Here is a 21,422-nt window from a genome sequence, read left to right as displayed (position 1 = left end):
CATGCCGTTCAAGAATGTGCATAAACACTTTAATTATTTGATTGTCCTCTTGACAGGAGCCGAGCCTGATCTGCTTTTTGACTACTTTCATTTAAGTTGGAAAACTTTTCATTAACCTAATTTTTTTAGCGAGCGAGCAACACAAACCGTTCGCAAACGATCGGATCTCGTTCGGAGAACCGGAAATTAGCCGCCTTGGCTTCCTCACTGAAAAATGGCCAGTGCTTCTCGTGCCAATAATCGAGGCTTAGATCCCCCTCACCTTCCAGCGTGGCGTGTTCTGCACTTACCTCGGCGTAAGGAACAACGTCGATTTGGCTGGTTTGGATAATGCAACTAGGCTGTTGATGACCGTCTAAAATAATATTGAAATCGCCGACTTGCGGAATAGGTTCGTTGGTCCACCGATAGAGTTGATAGAGTGAAGACGTCGCCGTTTTTTTACCAGCCAACACCAATGCCAATAATTCATCCGCCTGTTCAGCGGTATTGCCAAACGACCAAGCTAAATATTTATCGCCGGCCTGAGGATGCGTTTTTTTAAACGCCTCCCAATATGTTGACACCGCCAAATCAGTCATTATCACACAACCTTTCATTCCCTCAAGTCTATCCGATTTTCATTGGAAACTCAAATAATTGCTGCAACAAATTCACTGGCGATCCGAATCGATCACGTTTGAAATCCCACTGAAATTCTTGAAAAGTTAACAATCTGTTAACAGTTTTGGCTAAATAAGCATCGTTCTTTAAAAATGTTATATAATTCTATAGTGTAACTATGAAAAAAGGTGGCGTTATTTGTGAACGAGCCCCAAAATTGGTGGATCCAGTTGCAAGCTATTTTCAAAAAATTTGGCCGCAACTTAAGTCGTTTTTTCCAAAAGACATTTCGACGATTACGTTCATTTCTGAGACAACAAAAAAAAGACTCAAGAAATCCACACGATTGGCAATTCAAATTTAACGTAACCATGAGTACCATCCGCTCGTTGATCTTGTACGCGATCGCGTTGCTATTCGTTCTCGGCGGCCTAGGACTGGGAATGGGCCTCGGTTATTTTAGTGGCTTATTAAGTCACGAAGAAGTCCCAACTTATGCGAGCATGGCGCGCCAAATCAGCGACGTTAAACAATCTTCCGAGCTTTATTTCGCCGACAACGTGAAATTAGGCGATGTTAAAAGCGATTTGATCCGGACCACTGTTAGTTCAGATCAAATTTCGCCCTACTTAAAATCCGCCATCGTCGCAACTGAAGACAGCGACTTCTACGAACATGATGGCGTTGTTCCCAAGTCATTGATCCGCGCAGTTCTTGCGGACGTCACTGGATTGGGCACCCAAACTGGTGGCTCCACACTAACCCAACAACTGGTTAAAATGCAGCTGCTTTCCTCAGAAACAACTTGGAAACGTAAGGCGATTGAAATTATGTTGGCCTTACGCGTCAACAAGTATTTCAGCAAAGATCAAATTCTCGAATCCTATTTAAACACCGCAACATTCGGACGTAATCATGCCGGTCAAAACATCGCCGGCGTTCAAGCAGCAGCAAGAGGGATTTTTGGCGTCGACGCTAGCAAGCTGACTTTACCACAGGCTGCTTTCATCGCCGGCCTCCCTCAAAGCCCGTCGATCTATACACCGTTCACACAAACTGGCGAGCTCAAGAAAGACACCTCGCTGGGAATCAAGCGTGAGCGGGTCGTCTTATTCCGGATGTTGCGTAATGGCGACATTACCGACCAAGAATACGAAGCTGCAAAAAAAGTCGATCTCACTAAACAGTTTTTGCAACAAGGAACTGCCACTCAACAAAATGTCAAATACGGCTACGTCTATAACTTATTGCTCGGACAAGCACGCACCATTCTGATCAAGCAATTGATCAAGGCGGATGGTCGCGATGTTGAAAAAGTTAAGAAAGATGACGAACTATACGCCACTTATTACACTTCCGCAGACACCTTGCTCCGTCAGAAAGGCTATCGAATCGACAGCACCATTAACAAAACGCTCTACGACGATCTGCAAGACGCCACGTCTGAAGCGAGTGCGAATTTCGGTCAGAGTTATACCGAATCCGCCTATGATACGAACTTGCAAAAGACGGTGACCATCACAGAACCCGTTCAAGTCGGCAGTATTTTGCTGGACAACACTTCGGGCAAAGTCTTAGCGTTTGTTGGTGGCCGTGATTACGATGAAAGCCAAGTCAACCACGCCTTCGATACATTGCGTTCGCCAGGTTCGACGATGAAACCGATCATGGTTTATGGCCCAGCTATTGAAAACAACGTCATCAATACCGAATCACAGATTGCAGATTTCCCTCAAGATTTCAACGGTTACAAACCCTCTGACTTCGGTCAAACGTCGCTCAACAAGTTCATTTCGGCCAGCTATGCGTTGGAACACTCCTACAATTTACCAGCCGTCAATTTATACAACTACCTGCTGAATAAAACCTCCGTTGATCCATCTGCCTATATGAAAAAAATGGGGATCACCTTAACTGCTAAAGAAAGTTCTGAATTAGGCATTGCTTTAGGTGGGACCTCAGAAGGTATTTCCGTCGAACAAAATGCCAGTGCTTTTTCAACATTTGCAAACAACGGAAATAATACGAAACCATACGTCGTGAGCAAGATCACCGCGCCCAATGGTACCGTCATTTATCAACACAAAGAAACTAAAACAAGCGTGTTCAGCGACAACACCGCCTACATCATGCAAAACATGCTCCATAACGTTGTGAGTGAAGGTACCGCCTCAACCCTCAACTGGCGACTAAACTTCAGCACAGATAACGTCTGGGGCAAAACCGGAACGACCAATGATGACAAAGATATTTGGTTCGTCGGTTCAACCCCCGGCATAACTTTAGCCAGCTGGATGGGCTATGACAATTTCTACGGTAACCAACATAGTCTCAGTTCCAACGCCAGCTCGATCAATCTCAGTTACTGGTCACAAATGGCCAACGCGGTTTATTCGCGCCAACCTAATCTCCTCAAACTTAATAGCGCGATGTCCAGACCGAGTGGCGTGAAAACTCATTCCGTCCTCGCCTCGACCGGCACCGCGGATGGCAAGGTCACAGTCGGCAGCAGCACCTACAATCTGAAGGGTAATATGGTCACTGCACTCTTCAACGACAGCGAACCCAAGGCCGCCACGGAGAAATTCGGGATCGGTGGTACCGACAAGAATTACGAACTATTCTGGGATAATTTCGCCGGTAAAAGTAACAACTATGGTGTTCGCGTGAATATGGATGCCAAGGGTAATGTACTTGATGCCAGTGGTAATATCGTTAAAGACGACGATGATGATACGGATACAACCACGAATTCAGATGCAACAACAGATTCAAATGCAACAACGACAACTGAAAATACGAATTAACATTTGAAAAAATCGGCGTTCAAGACTCAGTAATTTGAGTTTGATCGTCGATTTTTTGTTTTGTTTTAGTAGGCTACTTTACCTTAGGTCGCGGCTGCGTGGGGCAAGTGACTGACTACTGTGGGGACAGTTCCAGGCTTTCCCCTAAGTTCGGGGGAAAGTCTTCTACCTCGATTTCGAGCTTTTTCTCAGTCGCAAAACCGGCTCCTGATAAAAATCTCGAAATACGCCCCTGCTGTAAGCGACGATGACCCATGTCGCAACACCAGTTTCACAGTGTCGTCACTTGCCCCACGCAGCCGCGACCTAAACTGGAATTGGTTTAGTGGTGTATTAAGAAGAACAGGGTCTAGTTGAAGTAGTTTAATTTCTGCGCCGATTGCTTTGTTGCTGGAAATATGATCACGTTTAATATTTTGCTACCAAGAAAATCAAGTTGGTCATAAAAGCTTGGTACGGGAGAAAGCCCAGTTCAGAATCCAAATCTGTTTGCTAGAATAGACCCACAGAATTTGCGGAAGAGAATGAACAGCACACTGTGATAATGGTCTTAGCGACAGATTCACCGTCGCTTAGAGCATGGGAAATTCGGAGATCTTGCGGTTTTTGCAAGAGCTCCAAATTTAGGCGGAAGAATTTCCAATCTTTGGAAATCCTGCAGCCGTCCCCACAAGTGAGCTGTTCATTCTCTGCAGCAAATTCAAACAGCAGTTACGCACAAACTACATGTTTTTTTCAAGTCAGAACACAGCTTATAATCTCAATCCACTCACTAGAATAGACCCACAGAATTTGCGGAAGAGAATGAACAGCACACTGTGATAATGCTCTTAGCGACAGAACCATCGTCGCTTAGAGCATGGGAAATTCGGAGATCTTGCGGTTTTGGCAAGAGCTCCAAATTTAGGCGGAAGAATTTTGGTGGGCTTTCAAAATCCTGCAGCCGTCCCCACGAGTGAGCTGTTCATTCTCTGGAGCAAATTCAAACTGCCATCACCCACAACCCGCTTTCCAGAGCACGAAAAAAGGCAGCAATATCGCTATTGCCGCCAATCTAACTCATCTCTAAAAAGAGCATATTTACTTCGTTGAGTTCCGTGTAATGATACTATGTGGTAATAAGATCGTCTTTTGATCGATCTCTTCTTTATTCATCATCTTCGTCAACAAACGCATGGCAACTGCACCAATATCATACAGCGGTTGTGCGATCGACGTTAATTTTGGCCGCACGATTTCTGTTAACATCGTATTGTTGCTCGTGATAATTTCAAAGTCTTCTGGAATTTTGACCTTGGCATCACGGGCACCATTCAAGAAGCCGACTGCTAACTCATCGTCAGTGACAACAGCGGCTGTGACACCGGCACGTTTAACCGCATCCCAAACAGCCTCACCAGCGCGATAGCTGTATTCTGTTTCAAAGACGTAACTTTCATCATAAGCAATTTTAGCGTCGCTGAGTGCCTCTTGATAGCCCTTTAAACGGAACTGGCCGTTGATCGGGTCACTTAATGGACCAGTGACAAATGCGATGCGTTGGTTACCAGAAGCAATCAAACGTGAAGTGGCTTCTTTAATCGCCGCGACATAATCAATATTGACGCTGCCGAACTTATCTTGTGGATCGACTGTGCCAGCTAAGACGACCGGTGTTTTGCCGCGATCCAATTCCTTACGAGTTGAATCATCGACGTGCTGACCCATGTAGATCAAGCCATCGACCTGTTTAGCCATGATACTTTGCAAAACGGCATCCGTCTTATGTTTGCCTTCATCTGCACTGGCCAAAATAATGTTGTACTTGTACATCGTGGCCACGTCATTGATACCACGTGCTAATGATGCGTAGAAAATATTGGTGATATCTGGAATCAAAACCCCGACAGTTGTCGTGCGGTGACTTGCTAAGCCACGTGCAACTGCATTGGGACGATAATCCAACTTTTCAATCACTTTCAAAACTTTTTCGCGTGTATCTGGACGGACGTTTGGATTCCCGTTGACAACACGAGAAACGGTTGCCATTGAGACACTGGCCTCGCGTGCAACGTCATAAATTGTAATCGTTTGTTTTTCCACTGCTTAAATCCCCCTACGGTTTTCATAGATTTCTAGATTAATTTATCATTATTTAGCAACAAATGCAAGCGTTTTATCACTTTCTACTGAAAATAAATCGTTTTCAGTATATCATACTTTCACTGAACTTTCATAATTTTTTTATTGAACTATGTTATACTGGCATTGAGTCCTACAACGAAAGGAAGCCTTACCATGACAAAACTTGAGTCATTACAAAATTGGATCCAAGAACAAAACTTGGATGTCGTTTACATTAGTGATCCGAATAGTGTCGCTTACTTCACTAATTTCATTTCTGACCCCCACGAACGGATCCTTGGTTTATTTGCCTTTGCGGATGCAGAACCATTCATGTTCGCCCCAGAATTATCGGTTGGCTCTGCTAAAAAAGCCGGCTGGACTGGTGACATCTATGGCTATCTTGACCACCAACATCCTTTTGCCATGATTGCTGAACAAATCAAGGCAAGAACGACGCACTATGCAAAATGGGGACTGGAAAAAGACAGTCTGCCCGTTCAGCGTTTCGAATTAGTACGCGCAGAATTTCCGGCTGCAACTTTCCCTGGTAACGTTTCACGCTTCGTGGAACATCTCAAGTTATTCAAGACGCCCGGCGAAATTGCCTTGATGGAAGAAGCCGGTGAAGAAGCCGATTTGGCATTTTCAATTGGTTTCAACGCCATTCAAGAAGGACGCACCGAGCAAGAAATCGTTGCCGAAATCGAATATGGCTTAATGAAACAAGGCATCATGGAAATGAGTTTCGATACCATCGTCCAAGCTGGTGCGAATGCCGCAAATCCTCATGGTGGTCCTGAAAAGAATGCCATCAAACCTAATGAAATGATTTTATTCGACTTGGGTACAGCTCATCACGGTTATATGAGTGATGCCAGCAGAACCGTTGCTTTTGGCCAATTGAGTGACAAACAACGTGATATTTATAATGTCACGCTCGAAGCACAACTCGCTGCTCAAGACGCGGTTAAACCTGGTCTGACTGCTGCTGAATTAGACAAAGTTGCCCGTGATATTATTACGAAGGCTGGTTATGGCGAATACTTCATTCATCGCCTCGGTCATGGTATCGGTACGTCCACCCATGAATTCCCATCGATCATGGAAGGCAATGACATGGCACTACAGCCTGGCATGTGCTTCTCGATCGAACCCGGCATTTATATTCCTGGATTCGCCGGCGTGCGCATCGAAGATTGCATCCACGTCACCGAAACCGGCGCGCAAGCCTTCACGCATACTTCTAAAGAATTAAATCATATTCCCCTACACTAACCACTGAATTTTTAATTTCATGCGCCTGAAAATTTGACGCATTCACCGTCAAAACACTTTGTTGTGACAGTCATTTATTTTCAGCTTTTTTAAAACAACAAAGGAGTTCGCGCGATGAAAGAATTTGACACGGCCAAGCTTTACTATGGCTTTCCCATTTTTATCCTAGGTTATCCCGATGCCGAATCCGGCTACAACATTACGGCTTGCAGTTCTTCCTACTCATTGGGATCGATGGTCGTCTTCGGATTAGGCAGTGATTCCAATACCGCTGAACAAATCGCTCATTTCAAACGTTGCTCGCTCAATGTCATGAGTGCCGAAAGTTTAGCCACGATCGAAAAAGCGGGTTTCTTACACAAGCGTCCGAAACTGACGCCGGATATTCCCCACATCATTCAAGATGACGTGCCGATTCTGACCGACGCCTTATTAACGATCGAGTTAAAGATAGCACGCGTCGAAACTTTTCTGAACAATACGAATTTTACCGCCCACGTGGAAAAGCGCTTGGTTCGCGATGACTTAATCGAAAACGATCGGTTAGTCAACGAGAACTTTGATCCGATCTACTTTGTCGGCAATCAACATCGGCGCAGCTATCGTTTCCTCGAGCCCGAACGTTCAGGCAAGCTTGGCAGTTATTTGCGCCAACAAAAAAAGCAGTGAATTCACACTGCTTTCAATCATTGAAAATAGCTTTGCAGAGATAACGGGAAAATTTCCGTTATCTCTTTTTTTGTACGATCAGCCTATAGATATTGTTCCGGATCACTGGCCAATCTTTCTTCCAGCAACTCAACCGATTCACTTACCGTAGTAATTTCTGCCATGATTTCCGTTAAAGTTAAGCCATCGGAACTGTATCCTTTATACATCGCCGTCGCGTAATCGTCTTCTTCTAACCGCCGTAAATGTTCGCGCAAGCTGCCTAATTTAGCGATGACCTGTTCATATTCACGTTCATTCATCCAACGACCTCACAATTTTCTATGCCAATGCTTCTGGAGCAGCGAGTTGTGACCCCTTTCCTTCTCTGGCAAGAACCCAATTATCATAGTTCCATTCCTCAGTCGCTCGCCTTGAGCGCATATAATCCCAACGAGATTCGCGTTCCACTTCCAAGACCTGACCACCAGGCCCAAAAGTAACCCAGTTATAAGAACCATTGCGATGTGCAAACTTGACCCACAAAACTTTGAAGTGGTTCGATTGACCCTGATCATCAACATAAAAACGTTTCAAGGTGTCGATCCTCATAAATTGTAACCCACTAGCATACTGCGGATCTAAGTGTTGCCAGACTTCCATTGCCCGTTGAACCAATTCACTTTTGGACGGCAGTGTGGCATTTAGATCGCCTACAAAATTGTTATAACTGATCAACCGCTCATCTGCCCCAAACACTAAGGTGACGTGCGCGTTGTTTGCAATGATATTTTCCCCAAGTTGATAACGTTCAACGCGAACTTGCTCATCATTCCGTTCTCGTAAATCCGTAGCAATTCGTACGAACCCGTCTGGAATGAGCAGATCCTGATCGGTCTTACCTTTAATTTTTACATATTCAGTCATGACGATACACTCCTTTGCGTCCTTAACAATCGACATCCAAGCACCGAACTTCATGCCAACAACTGGTTCAACTCGACGTCCACACTTGTCAATATCTGTTTAAAAATAATGACTTGTTCTGGCGTCAACGTTTGAACCAGCGAATCATTAATGGTGGGCAGGCGGATCACGAGTTGGCGATACTTTTGCTCACCCAACTTGGTCAACTTGATGATTTTAACGCGACGATCGGTTGGCGACTGTTCTTTCGACAAGTATCCTAATTTAATCAGACGCGCCACACCACGCGTAATATTGCTCGGATTTAAGTGAATTAATTGAAATAAGTCATCTTGTGACAGCTGCCCCTTATCCCCCACCTTCATCAGGTAAAAGTAAGTGCTGGAGGTGACGCCCAAATCCTTTAACTGCTCATTTAAATATTGTTTGACTTTATGAGACACCGTATTGATTGCACTGATGTAGGTGTCCAACTCCTCTAACTGCGTCATTTTAATTTTCCTCCTCGCCATTATCGCTGACAAAAATAACTGATCTAGCATTACTATTTCTTTAAAAGCATCATGCGCCATTTTATTTGCTTACGCAAATAAAATGACTTACCTCCAATTTCAGGCCACCAAAAAACGCCTCGACAACCTATTTGTCGAGACGTTCTACTAACTTATAAACTGGATCTACTTATCTTTTTTGTCGGCTACTTTTTTAGCAGCTGATTTCTTAGCTGTCCTCGCAGTATCAACGACGGCATCTTTTGAGTCTTTAGCAACTGACTTGCTGTCGGCAACGACATCTTTAGCGTCCTCTTTCACTTCTGAGGCACCCTTGCTAACCGTTGACTTCACCTCTGCAGCGGTATCTTTGACGTCTTCGACTGTTTTAGCAGCATCGTCTTTGACATCATCCGCAGAATCAGCGACTTCATCCTGAGCTTCTTGGAATGCAGACTGGCTGTCTAAGACGATATCGTCGAAATCATCGCTATCCACATTATCGGCTGCGTCTTTAGTTTGCTCGAAGCTGCTCTTCAATTGTTCAGAAACATCGCCGAATTGTGACTTCATTTGTTCAGTCGCATCTTGGAAAGTATCCTTGAATTGTTGAACGGCTTTGCTAGACGTGTCTACCGCATAATGTAAACTCTCATGTTCACTTAAAACCTGGTTGACTTTTTCGGCAGCATCTTCGCGCCAGTCAGCCGTCGCATCGTCGGCAATTTGATACAATTCTGACGCACGATTCTTCAACTTGTTGCTGTTTAATGACGCGCGCTTCTTGATATCTTCAGCTGTTTCTGGTGTTAAAAGTAACGCGGCGCCAATTGCAGCGGCACTACCGATCACTAATCCTAAGAAGAAATGTCCTTTTGCCATTTAAATCGCTCCAATCGTATTTTTTTAATTTATTTGTTTCTCTGGAAAAAGCCACGAACGATCTGTGCGGCAATTCCTGCCTTGCTAGTCTTTGAGCTCGTCAACTTCGACGCCAAGTTACGAGATGAATTGTTCAAATCAGAAACTGACTCTCCCAAATCGCCCATCGCCTGGAACACGGGATCTAAAGCAGCGACTTTGCCATTCACATCGTTCAATAACGTGTTGCTCTTGACCAATAGACCTTCTACTTCGTTTGATAACGCATTAACATCTTTGGTAATTGTTTGCAATGATTGATCGGCACTATCAACAGTTTTTTCAACATTCTTCATAACTTTCGTGATCCGAATTAGGAAAATGGAAAGGAAAATGACCAATATCAAAAAAGCTACTGCAGCGATCAGACCAGCGACTTCTCCGCCTGACATAAACAACCTCCTCTAATTTCTAAACTTTCCTCTTAAGCATAACACCATGGCGAACCTATCGCAATTGATATATACAGGTAAAAAAAGCGCTTCTTTAGTTAAAGCTGCGACGTAAGCTAAGAAATGCTGACAAGTGGTAAAATTCGATCCACCTTCGGCGGAATGCTCCAGAAAACAGCGGCTGTTAGACTGTGGGGACGCTTCAAGCCAATTGAAAATCGAATTGTCTTGAAGCTCGATTTCGAGCTTTTTCCCAAGCCCTTGGAAAAATCTCGAAATCGCCCATGCTGTAAGGTGACCAAAAGCGGGCCACCAACACCATTTTCACAGTAACAGCCGCTGTTTTCTTCCGCATTCTGCCTATTCTACTGCAGGTTTGAGTCGGATTTGATGCGGTGCAACTGGTTTTGTAGTGGAACTATATTTTTTGGTGACGAAAGGCAGATGTGAGAATCAGACAAGAAAATTTGAACGTTACTTTTTTATTTTCGATCATCTATTTGAGATTTAAAACCAATCCCAGTTATTTCCAGTTAATCCCTAAACTAATTCAAGTTGAGGCCGTTGCTGGTTGGTGGCAGGGGCACTCACAGTGCTAATGTTGTTAATGAGCGGTTTGTGCGAATTTACAACATGGGCGTCTTTGAAGATTTTTCCACGCTTTTAGGAAAAAGCTTCAAAGCGAGCCGGAAGACAATTTGATTTTTAATTGCCTACAGGCGTCCCCACTCCGAGTTGCCCCTGCCACCAACCAGCAACGGCCGGAACTAACCAAAATATTTTAACCGATTTTTATGGCCTGAAAACCATAAAATTTGTTACACTATGGATAAGACACCATGTTAAAGGAGATTTGACCTTGTCTAAGCTAAATATTCTTGAAAAATTCGATTGGAACCAAATCGGCGCAGATATCCTGACGCACATCATTCAGATTCTGCTGCTCAGCATTATGTTCTACTTGTTAAATGTTTTCGGCCAGAAGCTGATCAACAAGACCACCACCCACTATTTAAATAAAGAAAGCACCTCGAATAAGAATAATCGGGTGTCGACAATTCGGTCGTTATTGAAAAACTTGCTGCTATACACCCTACTGATTTTTTACATCTACACAATTTTAACCGTGCTTGGTGTGCCGGTGGGTACTCTGGTTGCTAGTGCTGGGATCGCCAGCTTGGCAATTGGCCTTGGTGCGCAGGGATTCGTCAACGATATCGTCACTGGATTCTTCATTCTAGTCGAACAGCAATTCGAAGTTGGCGATGTCGTCACTGTCAGCAATATCAACGGCACTGTCGTCGCGTTAGGGTTGCGGACAACTCAAGTGCGTTCAGCCGATGGTACTTTGCATTATATTCCTAACCGCAATATTTCCATCGTTGCCAATTTCTCTCGCGGTCATCGCCAACAAGTCGTGAATTTACGCGTTGATACAGACACTAACCTACCTAAACTCGAGGAAGTTCTGCGCACCGTAAACGAAAAGTTATTCAACCAGACAGACGAACTTTTATCAGAGCCTGAATTACTCGGCGTTAATGTTCTCGCCAATGGAAATTTAGTCTACCAAGTCAAAGTCATCCCCAAACAAGGCTCAGAAATCGCCATGCAACGATTATTAGTCGGTCACTATTTGTCAGAATTGAAAAAAATCGGCATCACGTTACCTTCGAATACGTTGAACTTACAAGGCTAACGCAAAAAAGCATGTGGCTTCCCAAAAATTGGGAGTCACATGCTTTTTTTAAGCGTGTTTAGCGATTTGGTGTGGTTTTTCAATGATATCATATTCATTTTCAATATTATGCGCGACATAATTGAACGCCTTCATCATTTCGCGACGAGTTAGGATGCCACAGAAGACATGATCATCATCGACGACTGGAATGAATGGATTATCGACCAATAAATGTAAGGCGAGGTCCATATCCGCAGAGGTCTTGATCGTGTCGAATTCCGTTTGCATCACGTCTTTGACGGTTAATTTCTGTAAGGGTTCGAAACTCAAGTCGTCGAGTTCGATCATCGTGTCGGTGATCATCGGCATCGTCAGCAAGCCTAACAAGTGCGACTGCCCATCTAAAACTGGAATTTTCGAATAGCGGACCTTTGTTAATAATAGAAACGCATGTGTTAAGGGATTATCTTCCTGCACTGAGGCAACTTTATCTCCTGGGATCAAAAAGCCACTTTGTTTGGCCATTAACATTTCTTCGATCGATTTTGCAATCATTTACAATAGATCCTTTCTGGTTTTCTTAACGAATCTTAAACATTGCCCATTGTCGAACCCACTAAAAATCTGTATAATTTCAGGAAGTGTGTATTTTTTGGAGGATGACAATGGAATATTCTTTTGCAACAAAATTAGCAGCGGAATTCATTGGGACTGCCATCATGGTAATTCTAGGGAATGGTGCCGTTGCTAACGTCGATTTGACGGGAACTAAGGGCGAGCATGGCGGTTGGATTTTAATTTCACTCGGTTATGGTGCCGGTGTCATGATCCCTGCCTTGATTTTCGGTGGGATTTCGGGCAACCATATTAATCCCGCCTTTACTTTGGGACTGGCCTTCTCCGGATTATTTCCGTGGAACGAAGTCTTGCCTTACATCACCGTGCAATTATTGGGTGCGTTCTGTGGACAAGCAGTTGTCGTGTTGGCCTACAAGCCACATTACAACATGACCACCGATCCACAAAAAATTCTCGGAACTTTTGCGACCATTGATGCGACTTCGAGTCGTTTCAACGGATTCGTTAATGAATTTGTCGGTAGCTTCATTTTGATCTTTTCGGCACTGGGTATCACAAAGGCGCCGTTTTTCCATGATCACAATGACTTGGGAACCGCGCATCTTGCGCTCGGCTTCCTAGTCATGACCTTGGTTGCTTCACTAGGCGGCCCCACTGGCCCAGCATTGAATCCCGCGCGTGACTTTTCACCACGGTTGCTCCACTTCCTCTTACCTTTGAAAAACAAAGGTAACTCCAATTGGGGCTATGCTTGGGTGCCGATTGTTGCACCGATCACTGCCGGCATTGCGGCGGTATTCTTATATAAACATGTGTTCATGTAATCGGGTACATTTACTATCATAGCAAATTGCTCGCCATGTCTAAAGTAACATTGCTTGAAAAAATGTACAATGAGACGAAAGACTGAAAAAATAAATGTTGGAGCTGGCCTGTTGGATGTGGGCAGCTTTAAGGTTTATTTTTTTACTTTAAAATTTTGTGAGATTAAAGATGCGGTCTACCTTCGGTCGAAAGTGCTGGGGCTGGCAGGTCTGTGGCTGTGGGACCGCTCTCCACTTTTCCAAGTTCGGGAAAAGTTCCGAGCTTCGATTTGAGCTTTTGCAAAACCGGCAAAATCTCGAATCGATCCACCATGTAAGGCGGGCAAAAACGGCCCGCCAACATGGTTGTCACTGCCACGACTGCCTGCCCCAGCACTTTCGGCCTAAACTTATTTGGTTTAGTGTAGGAAATGAATAACAGAGTTCCTGGAGGTGGATTATCAAGGTAGCCTTTATTCTGATTAACTAAAGAAAAAAGCGATGAATTTAAAATATGACCAAATTAGCACACGACAAATTTTAAAATAGGCGCAGAACAGCTTGAAAAAGCTGACAACATGGCGTTTCAGGAAGCAGATTGCACCTATTTTTAAATTTGTCGTGTGTCTCAATTGATAATTCTCGTTTTCGCGTTAAAAATTTAGAAGGATAAATTAAATGCACGACGTTAAAATGTCGAGCTCGTTCGAATAGACTAGGCGAAATTTGTGGTGGGAACTGGGACTGCAGTAGTAATTTTGTTAATGAGTGATTTTTGCGAATTTACAAAATGGAGAAATATGAGATCTTCCCGATTTTGGAAGATCTCACATTTCAGGCGGAAAACTTTTGGCGTACTTCCAAAAGCTTGGAGCCGTCCCCACAGCAGTTTCCCAGTTCCCACCACAAATTTCGCCGGAACCAAACAAAAAAGCCCGCAGATAATTTCCAAGGAAATTACCGCGGACGTTTTTATGACCTCTTAAATTTAAACTTCAAGTTCTTAACCGGCTTCAAATTCCGCTGGTAATACTGAACATCGATCTGATCAGCGCTCGTTTCCACAATCGCATAAGTGCCGTGAAGATTAAAATATTCACCACGCGGCTCGCTGATCGAACCGGGATTTAAGAACAAACTCCCCTGCTCAAATTCACAGGCAAGCTGATGCGTATGGCCGTAAAAAACCAAATCTGCAGCTTTTTCCTGTGCCAATAACGCTAACTTATCCAAGCCAAAATTAACGCCATAACGATGTCCATGGACGATTAAGATTTTCTCACCAGCGATCGTTTCAGTCACCAGCAGTGGAAACTGTTGATCGAAATCCATATTGCCTTGAACAATTAAAAAATGTGCGCGCAAGGGATCATCGTAACTTAATTCCGAATCGCCACAATGAATCAGCGCGTCCACTTGCCCCTCATAATGATCGACAAGTGTTTCTAAGATGCCATCGTCACCATGGCTATCACTCACAACTAATACTTTCATACTTGCTGCTCCTGTTCTTGCCACCATTGTTGCCAAACGGGCAATAAATTCTGAATGGCCGCACCACGATGGCTATATTTATTTTTCTCGGCGGCACTCATTTCTGCGAAAGTCTTGTCTAATTCTGCTAAGTAAAACAGCGGATCATAACCGAAACCATCATCACCACGCGGCACGGCTAATATTTCGCCGGGAACATCGCCACCGACCACCAAATCCTGGTCAGGGCGATTAGGCCAAGCCAAGACCAAGGTCGTGTGAAAATTAGCCTGACGTTGCTCTGGCGCGATGCCACCAAGATTGGCGAGCAACCGAGCATTATTGGCGGCATCGTCGTGAGCCACGCCAGCATAACGGGCAGAATAGATGCCAGGTTGGCCATGTAAATAATCGACTTGTAATCCAGAGTCATCCGCTAAAACAGGACAATTTAACGCGGCAGCAAAATGATCGGCCTTCAAACGCGCATTCTCTTCAAAACTACGACCTGTTTCATTAACTTGAGCCAAATTATCGAAGTCGTTTAAAGTTTGCACCTGCCAGCCTGCAGGTTCGAATACGGCCTTAAATTCGCGAGCCTTACCGTTATTTTGCGTGGCGATCACTAATTTCTTTTCCATTATTTCTCCTCGCTAATATTGACTTCCTGGGCGCGTAAGTCGGTTAATCCTAGCCATTGTGTCGCGATCAAGTCGAACATTTCTGGCGCCGCGGTCGTATAAAATTTTCTCGAACCTTGATGCGTATTGTTCGCATTCGTCAGATCAAAGTAATCTAACAAAACCGACACTTCAGAAACTGCTTCTGCGCCAGAGTCGATCAATTCCACTGAATCTCCGAGAAAATCTTGGATCAGTGGGCGCAACAATGGATAATGTGTACAGCCCAGAATCAACGTATCAATATTCGTTTTTTTAAATGGCGCTAAAGTTTCTTCGACGACTTTTTTCGCCAAAGGGGTATCGAACTGGTTGCTTTCGACGAGTGGGACAAATTTCGGTGCCGCCATGCTGGTCACTTCTAAATCCGGATTGCGTTCATGAATGGCCTGAACATACGCTTGCGACTTATAAGTACCTTCTGTCGAAATAACGCCGATGTGATTATTGTGCGTCGCCTTGATCGCCGCGCGTGTTCCGGGCAAGATCACGCCAACAACGGGGATCGACAAATGCGGTTTGATCACCGACAAGGCTTCTGCGGTAGCGGTGTTACAAGCAAAGACGAGCATTTTAATATTCTTTTGCAAAAGAAAGTTGGTCATTTGCCAGGTAAATTCCTGCACCTGCTCCGCTGGACGCGGGCCATAAGGTAAGCGCGCTTGATCGCCTATAAATACAATGTCTTCGTGGGGTAATTGGCGCATCGCTTCTTTAACGACGGTCAATCCACCCACACCTGAATCCAAAAAACCAATGGGTTGATTTACCATTTTTTCTGTATCCTTCCGATCTTGAATTAAACTTAATTGTCGCTTTTTTTCGTCAATTATTCAAGTCACAGCTCGCAGAAACCACAATGTTATCAGAAATGTAACCAGAATTTTTTCCGCCAGTTCTCTTGAAATCAACTCATTGGGCGCAAAGTTGGTTAAAACCACAAATTTTCTTTTGTAAGCCGTGATACAAACCGTTATAATATTGAGTAGCTTGTCAATAAATACGTCGATCGAAAACTCGATCCACATTGTGAAGTAGAGGAAAACAATGAACTTAACCCAGTTGCAACACGATTTGACCGAATCGCCTGAAACATTCCACGCTTTATTCAGTCGCGAAATTCTTTTGCCCGAACTTTTAGGCGATGATACAGAAGACCTGACCTATTGGCTGGGCAAACGCATCGCGCGTCAATTCCCGTTGGCGACATTTGCGGACACGACCCAATTTTTCCAAACGGTTCGTTGGGGCGACTTGACCATCGGCGAACATAAAAAAGGAACGACCACCTTGTTTCTCGATGGCAAGATTGTGTCTGCGCGGCTGGCACTCGTCGATCACGGCGGCTTCAATCTGGAAACGGGTTTCCTTGCCGAGACTTTTCAGCAACAGAACGGTTATTTGACCGAAGCCACTTACACAGTCGATCAGAAACAAAACCAAGTGGTGATCACACTTCAATCAGATCTGAAAGACCCCCTCACCAACCAAGCGCCTCAATTTATCCAATTCACGGCTCCTGTAAAAGATTTGCCAAAAGAATAGCTCAACAAAAGGGTGTCGCAAATTGCGGCACCCTTTTTAACGGTCTAATTCTAAATTTCTAGTAATAAAATAATAATAGGCAAAAACCGAACCAATAATCATCAAGATACCGATCAACACACGACTCAGCACATTGGCCCCGCCGCCGGCACTATCGCTCATCGTGGACATGAATGGCATCCAGCAGCCAAAGATAAATAGCAAGGCAATAAAAGCCGGGTGGCGCTGAACACTTGAATAAATGAACACCAACAAGCCAACAACGATCCCGCCCAAAAGCAACCAGCGCGTCAACGGATCATTAATACGAGTGATATTACCAGAAAGCCGCATCGAACCCCACTCAGAAATATTACTAGCCGCACGAGAAGCAGCACTCAAAGAATCGTACTCAACCACATGAAAATGATTTTTAAACAGAAAGAAATAATTGATCAGCACCACGACACCATAAACTGGCAATAAATAACCACGAATAAGCCCTTTTGGCGTGAAAATGCCTTTTATTTTTGCGCCCATAATTTCCACCTCTAAATAAACAAGCATATGTTTATGAGCTAATATTAGATTAAGATTAAAGAGAAGTCAATCTTCTTAGAAATAGATCGATCAAAATATAAGTGGCAGTAAATGGTTCGTTTTTTCCAAGTTCAAGCAAAATTACCAGTGTCCCTGCCACTCCTTTAATTCTGATCATTCATCGAAATAAAATAAGTTTCGGCAGCAATTGACACCAAAAAACGACCCGAAATAAATCTTCGGGTCGTCAATTTCGACTTAACTCATTAAGCTGTATATTTAGCCAGTGTCTCTTGCAATTGTTCCTTGCTGTGATAGCCAACAATCTTTTCAACAACTTCGCCGTCTTTTTTGACGAGCAGCGTTGGAATTGCCATGATGCCGAATGACTTAGGTGTATCTGGATTTGCATCCACATCCATCTTCGTAAATTTAACATCATCTAGCTCTTCGGCAAGTTTTTCAATAACTGGTGATTGCATCCGACATGGACCACACCAAGTTGCCCAGAAGTCGGTCAAAACAACACCATGATCGGTTTCTTGTGCAAAAGATTTATCTGTAATTTCTTTAACCATTCAAACGACCTCCATCCATCTTACTTAATATATTATCGCATAATAAAACCCAATTACAATCATTTTGCTTACTAAAAATAACTAATCGCATTTATTTTTAAAATTTATTCTACGCAGCCAACCGTCGTTTCTCACAACTTGTTAGAAATAGACGATGGTTGCGCCGTTGCCACCTGCGGATGCAGGTGCATATTCGTACTTTTTGACACGGCGATTGCCTTTAAGATATTCTTGGACACCGTTGCGGATCGCGCCGGTTCCTTTGCCGTGAACGATGGTGACTGATTCATGTCCGGCCAATAATGCAGAATCGATATATTGATCTAAATTGGCCATGGCTTCATCATAACGTTGTCCGCGCAAATCGAGTTGCGTTGAAACGTGTGAGCTGCTACCACGAACGGTGACAATTTGGCGCTGATTCTCTTCACGCTCGGGCTTGATCTTTTCTAAATCACGATCGCGTAATTTCATTTTAATAATGCCGACTTGTACTTCGAACTCATGCTCGTTTAATTTTTGCGTAATTACGCCGTTTTGGCCGTATGTGAGCACTTTGACGTCGTCGCCAATACCGAGAGCTTGTTTCTTTTTAGCACGCTGTAAGACGCGATTATGGGCCAATGGACGGTCTGGGTGCAAAGCATTCAACTCACCTTTAGCATCGATCAATTGATTCTCTTTAACATCGGTACGTCCAGTTAACCGCAATTGGCGCAACTCATCGATAATATCGTCGGCCTTTTTCTGCGCATCGGTCACTAATTCGTCGGCCTTGTCGCGCGCCTTGGCCATTTGCTGATCGCGTTGGTCGTTAAACGTTTGCCAAGCTGCCGCGAGTTCCTGATGTAACTGCGTCGCCTCACTCAATTGCTTCTGCAAGTCAGCGCCGGTATCTTCAGTCTGTTTGCGTTGCTTTTCCAAATCAGTGATCATATTATTCAGATCTTGACTAGAATCATTCATCAATTCCTTAGCAGCGGCCACGATTGCTTCCGGCATGCCTAAACGCCGCGAAATATCGAAGGCATTCGAGCGGCCAGGCACACCGATCAATAGTCGGTAAGTCGGCTGCAACGATTGCACATCGAATTCCATGCTGGCATTGATTGTGCCCGGACGTTCGTAGCCGTAGAGTTTCAACTCTGGGTAATGGGTCGAAGCAACCACATCCGCACCCACACCACCAAGATAATCGAGAATCGCGATTGCTAAACTTGCACCCTCTTGTGGATCAGTCCCCGCACCCAACTCATCGAGTAGGACAAGGTCATGATCATTCACGTCTGCAAGGATATGAATAATGTTTTCCATATGCGCGGAAAAAGTACTTAAGTTTTGTTCAATCGACTGTTCATCGCCAATGTCGGCAAACACTTCACGGAAAATCCCGATCCGACTTTCTTCGCGCGCAGGAATAAACAGCCCCGCTTGCGCCATTAATTGAATCAATCCCAGCGTTTTAAGCGTGATCGTTTTCCCACCAGTATTTGGTCCGGTGACGACGATAGTCTGATAATCTTTGCCGATCGGAATATCGTTGCTGACAACTCTTTTCGGATCGATCAACGGATGACGTGCTTGCAACAGATTGACGTGATTATCTGCATCGATTAACGGTTCGGTTGCTTTAATTTGTGCAGCATAATGCGCCTTAGCATTGATAAAATCAAGCTGACCGACTAAATACTGATTCTGTTGTAGCTCATTCGTGTACGGCGCAATCATTTCTGACAGCTCTGCAAAAATCCGTTCGATTTCTTGATTCTCAGCCAATTGATCTTGGCGCAATTTATTATTCAGATTCAAAACGCTCTGTGGCTCCACGTAAACCGTTTGACCACTAGCACTTTGATCATGAATGATCCCGCCAAATTGATTCTTATATTCGGCACGAACAGGAATCACATAACGATCATCGCGAATCGTCACCAAAGGCTCAGATAAATACTTGGCACTATTGCCATGCGTGTATTCATCCATCTTGCTACGAATCTGGGCCTCACTAGCATGAATCGTTTTGCGGATCGCCGCCAGCTTACTAGAAGCCTCATCCAAAACCGTGCCGTCAGAATCGATACTCCGCCGTAAATCTTGTGCTTGTTCAGGCAAAGCCACTAATTGCGCAACGAGATCTGGCAAGTTGCGTAACTCAAACGGCAATTCTAAATCACGGAAAAAACGGATCAACGCACTAGTCGCCTGTAAATTGCGACTGATCGCGGCTAATTCGATGCCGTTTAAACTTGCCCCAATTTCCAAGCGCTTCAAGGCTGGTCCGATCGTTTGCAGCTGGGCAATTGGTAAGCCACCCTTAACGCGCAATAGATCCACGCCGTCTTTCGTCTGATCCAACCACAGCTGAACCTGACTCGCATCAGAAACAGGTTCTAATTCATTCAGCAGTTGTTGCCCCATATCTGTGTGCAAGAACGGATGCATCTTTTGTTTAATTTTTTTAAATTCGAGTATTTTTAATACTTTAGGATTCATCTTAATTTTTCACCTCAATATTTCCGAATTCCATTGTTTCAATTAGATCAGATTGCCAATTCCAAAAGCATCTCACCACTGATTATTGAACGATCCACAATTGTGTCACCCAGTTCGTCAAGAACGGCGAATAGCGCACGATCAACGTCGCCAACCACGATTTATCCAGCATGTTTTGAATGCCATCGATCGGAATCAGCGCCAATAAATAAAGCATAAAGAATAACGCCACATAAGTCACGAAAAATGATAAAAACAAACTCCCACCTAAATTGACGACAGGATCCAATCGATTAAAAACCAGGCTGTGCAAGAATAACGCCAGTAAATGAGTGATCCCCCAACCAACAACTAAAATAATTAGGAAAGCACACCCAGCGTAAAATGCATGATCTAATCCTAATCCCACCGTCGTCGTGAAGAACACAAAGTGACTATCCAATGATGCCGAAGGATACGGAATCAATAAATCTAAGCTCTCACCAAATGGCTTATATAACAAGCGAGCAACCAGTACGGTCAACAAATAACCCACCGTATAAAATAATTGCAGTGGTAATCCGCGACGCGCACTCACATAAAAGTTATAAGCAAAAATAATAATTATCAGTAGACTCAGCATAAAATCCCCATCAATGTCTATTTTTATCAGCCAGCCACCCATACTTCTCTGGCCCTGATGACGCAAATCTGTTTACAGATCGTAATGACTGATCATTCATCCGTATTTCAACAACTTCAATGAACGATCAACATGAATAAAAATAGTTTATCACTTATCTAGATCAGCGACTAGTCAAGCCCGCGATCCTTAAACAGAATATTATAAAACCCAATAAAACTGACTAACATTAGTGGTGAATCATAATTCGACGGAATTATGATTCACCACTTTTCTTTG

Annotated in this window: 20 protein-coding genes and 1 pseudogene; 6 read left to right on the top strand and 15 right to left on the bottom strand. The window is 44.0% G+C overall.

Annotated elements, in window-relative coordinates; translation table 11 throughout:
• Positions 1 to 125 precede the first annotated feature (125 nt).
• Positions 126 to 581 (bottom strand): ASCH domain-containing protein, encoded by a 456-nt coding sequence (locus EKM67_RS08550; RefSeq protein ID WP_125578605.1) that lies wholly within the window; start codon positions 579 to 581, stop codon positions 126 to 128.
• Between the two features lie 222 nt (positions 582 to 803).
• Here EKM67_RS08550 and EKM67_RS08545 point away from each other — a divergent pair, with 222 nt between their 5' ends.
• Positions 804 to 3,410 carry a transglycosylase domain-containing protein gene (locus EKM67_RS08545; RefSeq protein ID WP_125578604.1) on the top strand — a complete coding sequence of 869 codons (2,607 nt, stop codon included), beginning with the start codon at positions 804 to 806 and terminating at the stop codon, positions 3,408 to 3,410.
• Between the two features lie 1,080 nt (positions 3,411 to 4,490).
• Here EKM67_RS08545 and ccpA read toward each other — a convergent pair.
• Positions 4,491 to 5,492, bottom strand: a complete 1,002-nt coding sequence (ccpA, locus tag EKM67_RS08540) for a catabolite control protein A (RefSeq protein WP_125578603.1) — start codon at positions 5,490 to 5,492, stop codon at positions 4,491 to 4,493.
• 195 nt (positions 5,493 to 5,687) lie between these two features.
• Between ccpA and EKM67_RS08535 the strand changes: the two genes are divergently transcribed.
• Positions 5,688 to 6,791: an aminopeptidase P family protein gene (locus EKM67_RS08535; RefSeq protein WP_125578602.1), complete on the top strand. Its 1,104-nt coding sequence runs from the start codon at positions 5,688 to 5,690 to the stop codon at positions 6,789 to 6,791.
• A 114-nt stretch (positions 6,792 to 6,905) separates the two neighbouring features.
• Complete coding sequence (locus EKM67_RS08530; protein ID WP_125578601.1) at positions 6,906 to 7,460, top strand: flavin reductase; 555 nt, start codon at positions 6,906 to 6,908, stop codon at positions 7,458 to 7,460.
• Between the two features lie 83 nt (positions 7,461 to 7,543).
• Here EKM67_RS08530 and EKM67_RS08525 read toward each other — a convergent pair whose 3' ends face one another.
• From EKM67_RS08525 to EKM67_RS08505, 5 genes are all read right to left on the bottom strand, one after another.
• Positions 7,544 to 7,762 carry a hypothetical protein gene (locus EKM67_RS08525; protein WP_125578600.1) on the bottom strand — a complete coding sequence of 73 codons (219 nt, stop codon included), beginning with the start codon at positions 7,760 to 7,762 and terminating at the stop codon, positions 7,544 to 7,546.
• 19 nt (positions 7,763 to 7,781) lie between these two features.
• A complete protein-coding gene (locus EKM67_RS08520; protein WP_125578599.1) occupies positions 7,782 to 8,366 on the bottom strand; it encodes a hypothetical protein in 585 nt (194 codons plus the stop codon).
• Between the two features lie 50 nt (positions 8,367 to 8,416).
• Positions 8,417 to 8,857, bottom strand: coding sequence for a MarR family winged helix-turn-helix transcriptional regulator (locus EKM67_RS08515; protein ID WP_125578598.1), 441 nt, complete (start codon positions 8,855 to 8,857; stop codon positions 8,417 to 8,419).
• Between the two features lie 186 nt (positions 8,858 to 9,043).
• Positions 9,044 to 9,739: a YtxH domain-containing protein gene (locus EKM67_RS08510; RefSeq protein WP_125578597.1), complete on the bottom strand. Its 696-nt coding sequence runs from the start codon at positions 9,737 to 9,739 to the stop codon at positions 9,044 to 9,046.
• A 29-nt stretch (positions 9,740 to 9,768) separates the two neighbouring features.
• Positions 9,769 to 10,170: a DUF948 domain-containing protein gene (locus EKM67_RS08505; RefSeq protein WP_125578596.1), complete on the bottom strand. Its 402-nt coding sequence runs from the start codon at positions 10,168 to 10,170 to the stop codon at positions 9,769 to 9,771.
• Between the two features lie 859 nt (positions 10,171 to 11,029).
• Between EKM67_RS08505 and EKM67_RS08500 the strand changes: the two genes are divergently transcribed.
• Complete coding sequence (locus tag EKM67_RS08500; protein ID WP_125578595.1) at positions 11,030 to 11,869, top strand: mechanosensitive ion channel family protein; 840 nt, start codon at positions 11,030 to 11,032, stop codon at positions 11,867 to 11,869.
• A 48-nt stretch (positions 11,870 to 11,917) separates the two neighbouring features.
• On the opposite strand, the gene cbpB is transcribed toward EKM67_RS08500, so the two are convergent.
• Complete coding sequence (cbpB, locus tag EKM67_RS08495; RefSeq protein WP_125578594.1) at positions 11,918 to 12,406, bottom strand: cyclic-di-AMP-binding protein CbpB; 489 nt, start codon at positions 12,404 to 12,406, stop codon at positions 11,918 to 11,920.
• 110 nt (positions 12,407 to 12,516) lie between these two features.
• On the opposite strand from cbpB, the gene EKM67_RS08490 reads away from it, so the two are divergent.
• Positions 12,517 to 13,254 carry an MIP/aquaporin family protein gene (locus EKM67_RS08490; RefSeq protein WP_125578593.1) on the top strand — a complete coding sequence of 246 codons (738 nt, stop codon included), beginning with the start codon at positions 12,517 to 12,519 and terminating at the stop codon, positions 13,252 to 13,254.
• A 163-nt stretch (positions 13,255 to 13,417) separates the two neighbouring features.
• On the opposite strand, the gene EKM67_RS08485 is transcribed toward EKM67_RS08490, so the two are convergent.
• From EKM67_RS08485 to racE, 3 genes and pseudogenes are all read right to left on the bottom strand, one after another.
• Positions 13,418 to 13,612, bottom strand: a complete 195-nt coding sequence (locus tag EKM67_RS08485; protein WP_125578592.1) for a hypothetical protein — start codon at positions 13,610 to 13,612, stop codon at positions 13,418 to 13,420.
• A 593-nt stretch (positions 13,613 to 14,205) separates the two neighbouring features.
• The gene (locus tag EKM67_RS08480; protein ID WP_125578591.1) at positions 14,206 to 14,727 is read right to left on the bottom strand and encodes a metallophosphoesterase; all 522 of its coding nucleotides are present in this window, start codon (positions 14,725 to 14,727) and stop codon (positions 14,206 to 14,208) included.
• Positions 14,724 to 16,159: pseudogene (racE, locus tag EKM67_RS10895) on the bottom strand (glutamate racemase). The gene EKM67_RS08480 and the pseudogene racE overlap by 4 nt, the downstream one beginning before the upstream one ends.
• A gap of 274 nt (positions 16,160 to 16,433) precedes the next feature.
• Between racE and EKM67_RS08465 the strand changes: the two are divergent.
• Positions 16,434 to 16,931: a YslB family protein gene (locus EKM67_RS08465; RefSeq protein WP_125578588.1), complete on the top strand. Its 498-nt coding sequence runs from the start codon at positions 16,434 to 16,436 to the stop codon at positions 16,929 to 16,931.
• A 36-nt stretch (positions 16,932 to 16,967) separates the two neighbouring features.
• On the opposite strand, the gene EKM67_RS08460 is transcribed toward EKM67_RS08465, so the two are convergent.
• The 4 genes from EKM67_RS08460 to EKM67_RS08445 form a co-directional block, all read right to left on the bottom strand.
• Positions 16,968 to 17,450: a hypothetical protein gene (locus EKM67_RS08460; protein ID WP_125578587.1), complete on the bottom strand. Its 483-nt coding sequence runs from the start codon at positions 17,448 to 17,450 to the stop codon at positions 16,968 to 16,970.
• A gap of 266 nt (positions 17,451 to 17,716) precedes the next feature.
• On the bottom strand, positions 17,717 to 18,028 hold the full coding sequence (gene trxA, locus EKM67_RS08455) for a thioredoxin (protein WP_125578586.1): 312 nt from the start codon (positions 18,026 to 18,028) through the stop codon (positions 17,717 to 17,719).
• Between the two features lie 141 nt (positions 18,029 to 18,169).
• On the bottom strand, positions 18,170 to 20,521 hold the full coding sequence (locus tag EKM67_RS08450) for an endonuclease MutS2 (RefSeq protein ID WP_125578585.1): 2,352 nt from the start codon (positions 20,519 to 20,521) through the stop codon (positions 18,170 to 18,172).
• Positions 20,522 to 20,603: 82 nt separating this feature from the next.
• A complete protein-coding gene (locus EKM67_RS08445) occupies positions 20,604 to 21,143 on the bottom strand; it encodes a CvpA family protein (protein ID WP_164506621.1) in 540 nt (179 codons plus the stop codon).
• Positions 21,144 to 21,422: the final 279 nt, after the last annotated feature.

Source organism: Lapidilactobacillus mulanensis (genome assembly GCF_003946215.1).
Classification (GTDB): domain Bacteria; phylum Bacillota; class Bacilli; order Lactobacillales; family Lactobacillaceae; genus Lapidilactobacillus; species Lapidilactobacillus mulanensis.
The sequence above is the reverse complement of the archived record's forward strand: the minus strand, read 5'-3'. Positions and strand labels throughout refer to the sequence as shown.

What these genes read in the sequence shown, in the direction of transcription:
- EKM67_RS08550 (WP_125578605.1), bottom strand. Translation starts at nt 581, where the DNA reads ATGACTGATTTGGCGGTGTCAACATATTGGGAGGCGTTTAAAAAAACG.
- EKM67_RS08535 (WP_125578602.1), top strand. Translation starts at nt 5,688, where the DNA reads ATGACAAAACTTGAGTCATTACAAAATTGGATCCAAGAACAAAACTTG.
- EKM67_RS08530 (WP_125578601.1), top strand. Translation starts at nt 6,906, where the DNA reads ATGAAAGAATTTGACACGGCCAAGCTTTACTATGGCTTTCCCATTTTT.
- EKM67_RS08525 (WP_125578600.1), bottom strand. Translation starts at nt 7,762, where the DNA reads ATGAATGAACGTGAATATGAACAGGTCATCGCTAAATTAGGCAGCTTG.
- EKM67_RS08520 (WP_125578599.1), bottom strand. Translation starts at nt 8,366, where the DNA reads ATGACTGAATATGTAAAAATTAAAGGTAAGACCGATCAGGATCTGCTC.
- EKM67_RS08515 (WP_125578598.1), bottom strand. Translation starts at nt 8,857, where the DNA reads ATGACGCAGTTAGAGGAGTTGGACACCTACATCAGTGCAATCAATACG.
- EKM67_RS08510 (WP_125578597.1), bottom strand. Translation starts at nt 9,739, where the DNA reads ATGGCAAAAGGACATTTCTTCTTAGGATTAGTGATCGGTAGTGCCGCT.
- EKM67_RS08505 (WP_125578596.1), bottom strand. Translation starts at nt 10,170, where the DNA reads ATGTCAGGCGGAGAAGTCGCTGGTCTGATCGCTGCAGTAGCTTTTTTG.
- cbpB (WP_125578594.1), bottom strand. Translation starts at nt 12,406, where the DNA reads ATGATTGCAAAATCGATCGAAGAAATGTTAATGGCCAAACAAAGTGGC.
- EKM67_RS08490 (WP_125578593.1), top strand. Translation starts at nt 12,517, where the DNA reads ATGGAATATTCTTTTGCAACAAAATTAGCAGCGGAATTCATTGGGACT.
- EKM67_RS08480 (WP_125578591.1), bottom strand. Translation starts at nt 14,727, where the DNA reads ATGAAAGTATTAGTTGTGAGTGATAGCCATGGTGACGATGGCATCTTA.
- EKM67_RS08465 (WP_125578588.1), top strand. Translation starts at nt 16,434, where the DNA reads ATGAACTTAACCCAGTTGCAACACGATTTGACCGAATCGCCTGAAACA.
- EKM67_RS08460 (WP_125578587.1), bottom strand. Translation starts at nt 17,450, where the DNA reads ATGGGCGCAAAAATAAAAGGCATTTTCACGCCAAAAGGGCTTATTCGT.
- trxA (WP_125578586.1), bottom strand. Translation starts at nt 18,028, where the DNA reads ATGGTTAAAGAAATTACAGATAAATCTTTTGCACAAGAAACCGATCAT.
- EKM67_RS08450 (WP_125578585.1), bottom strand. Translation starts at nt 20,521, where the DNA reads ATGAATCCTAAAGTATTAAAAATACTCGAATTTAAAAAAATTAAACAA.
- EKM67_RS08445 (WP_164506621.1), bottom strand. Translation starts at nt 21,143, where the DNA reads ATGCTGAGTCTACTGATAATTATTATTTTTGCTTATAACTTTTATGTG.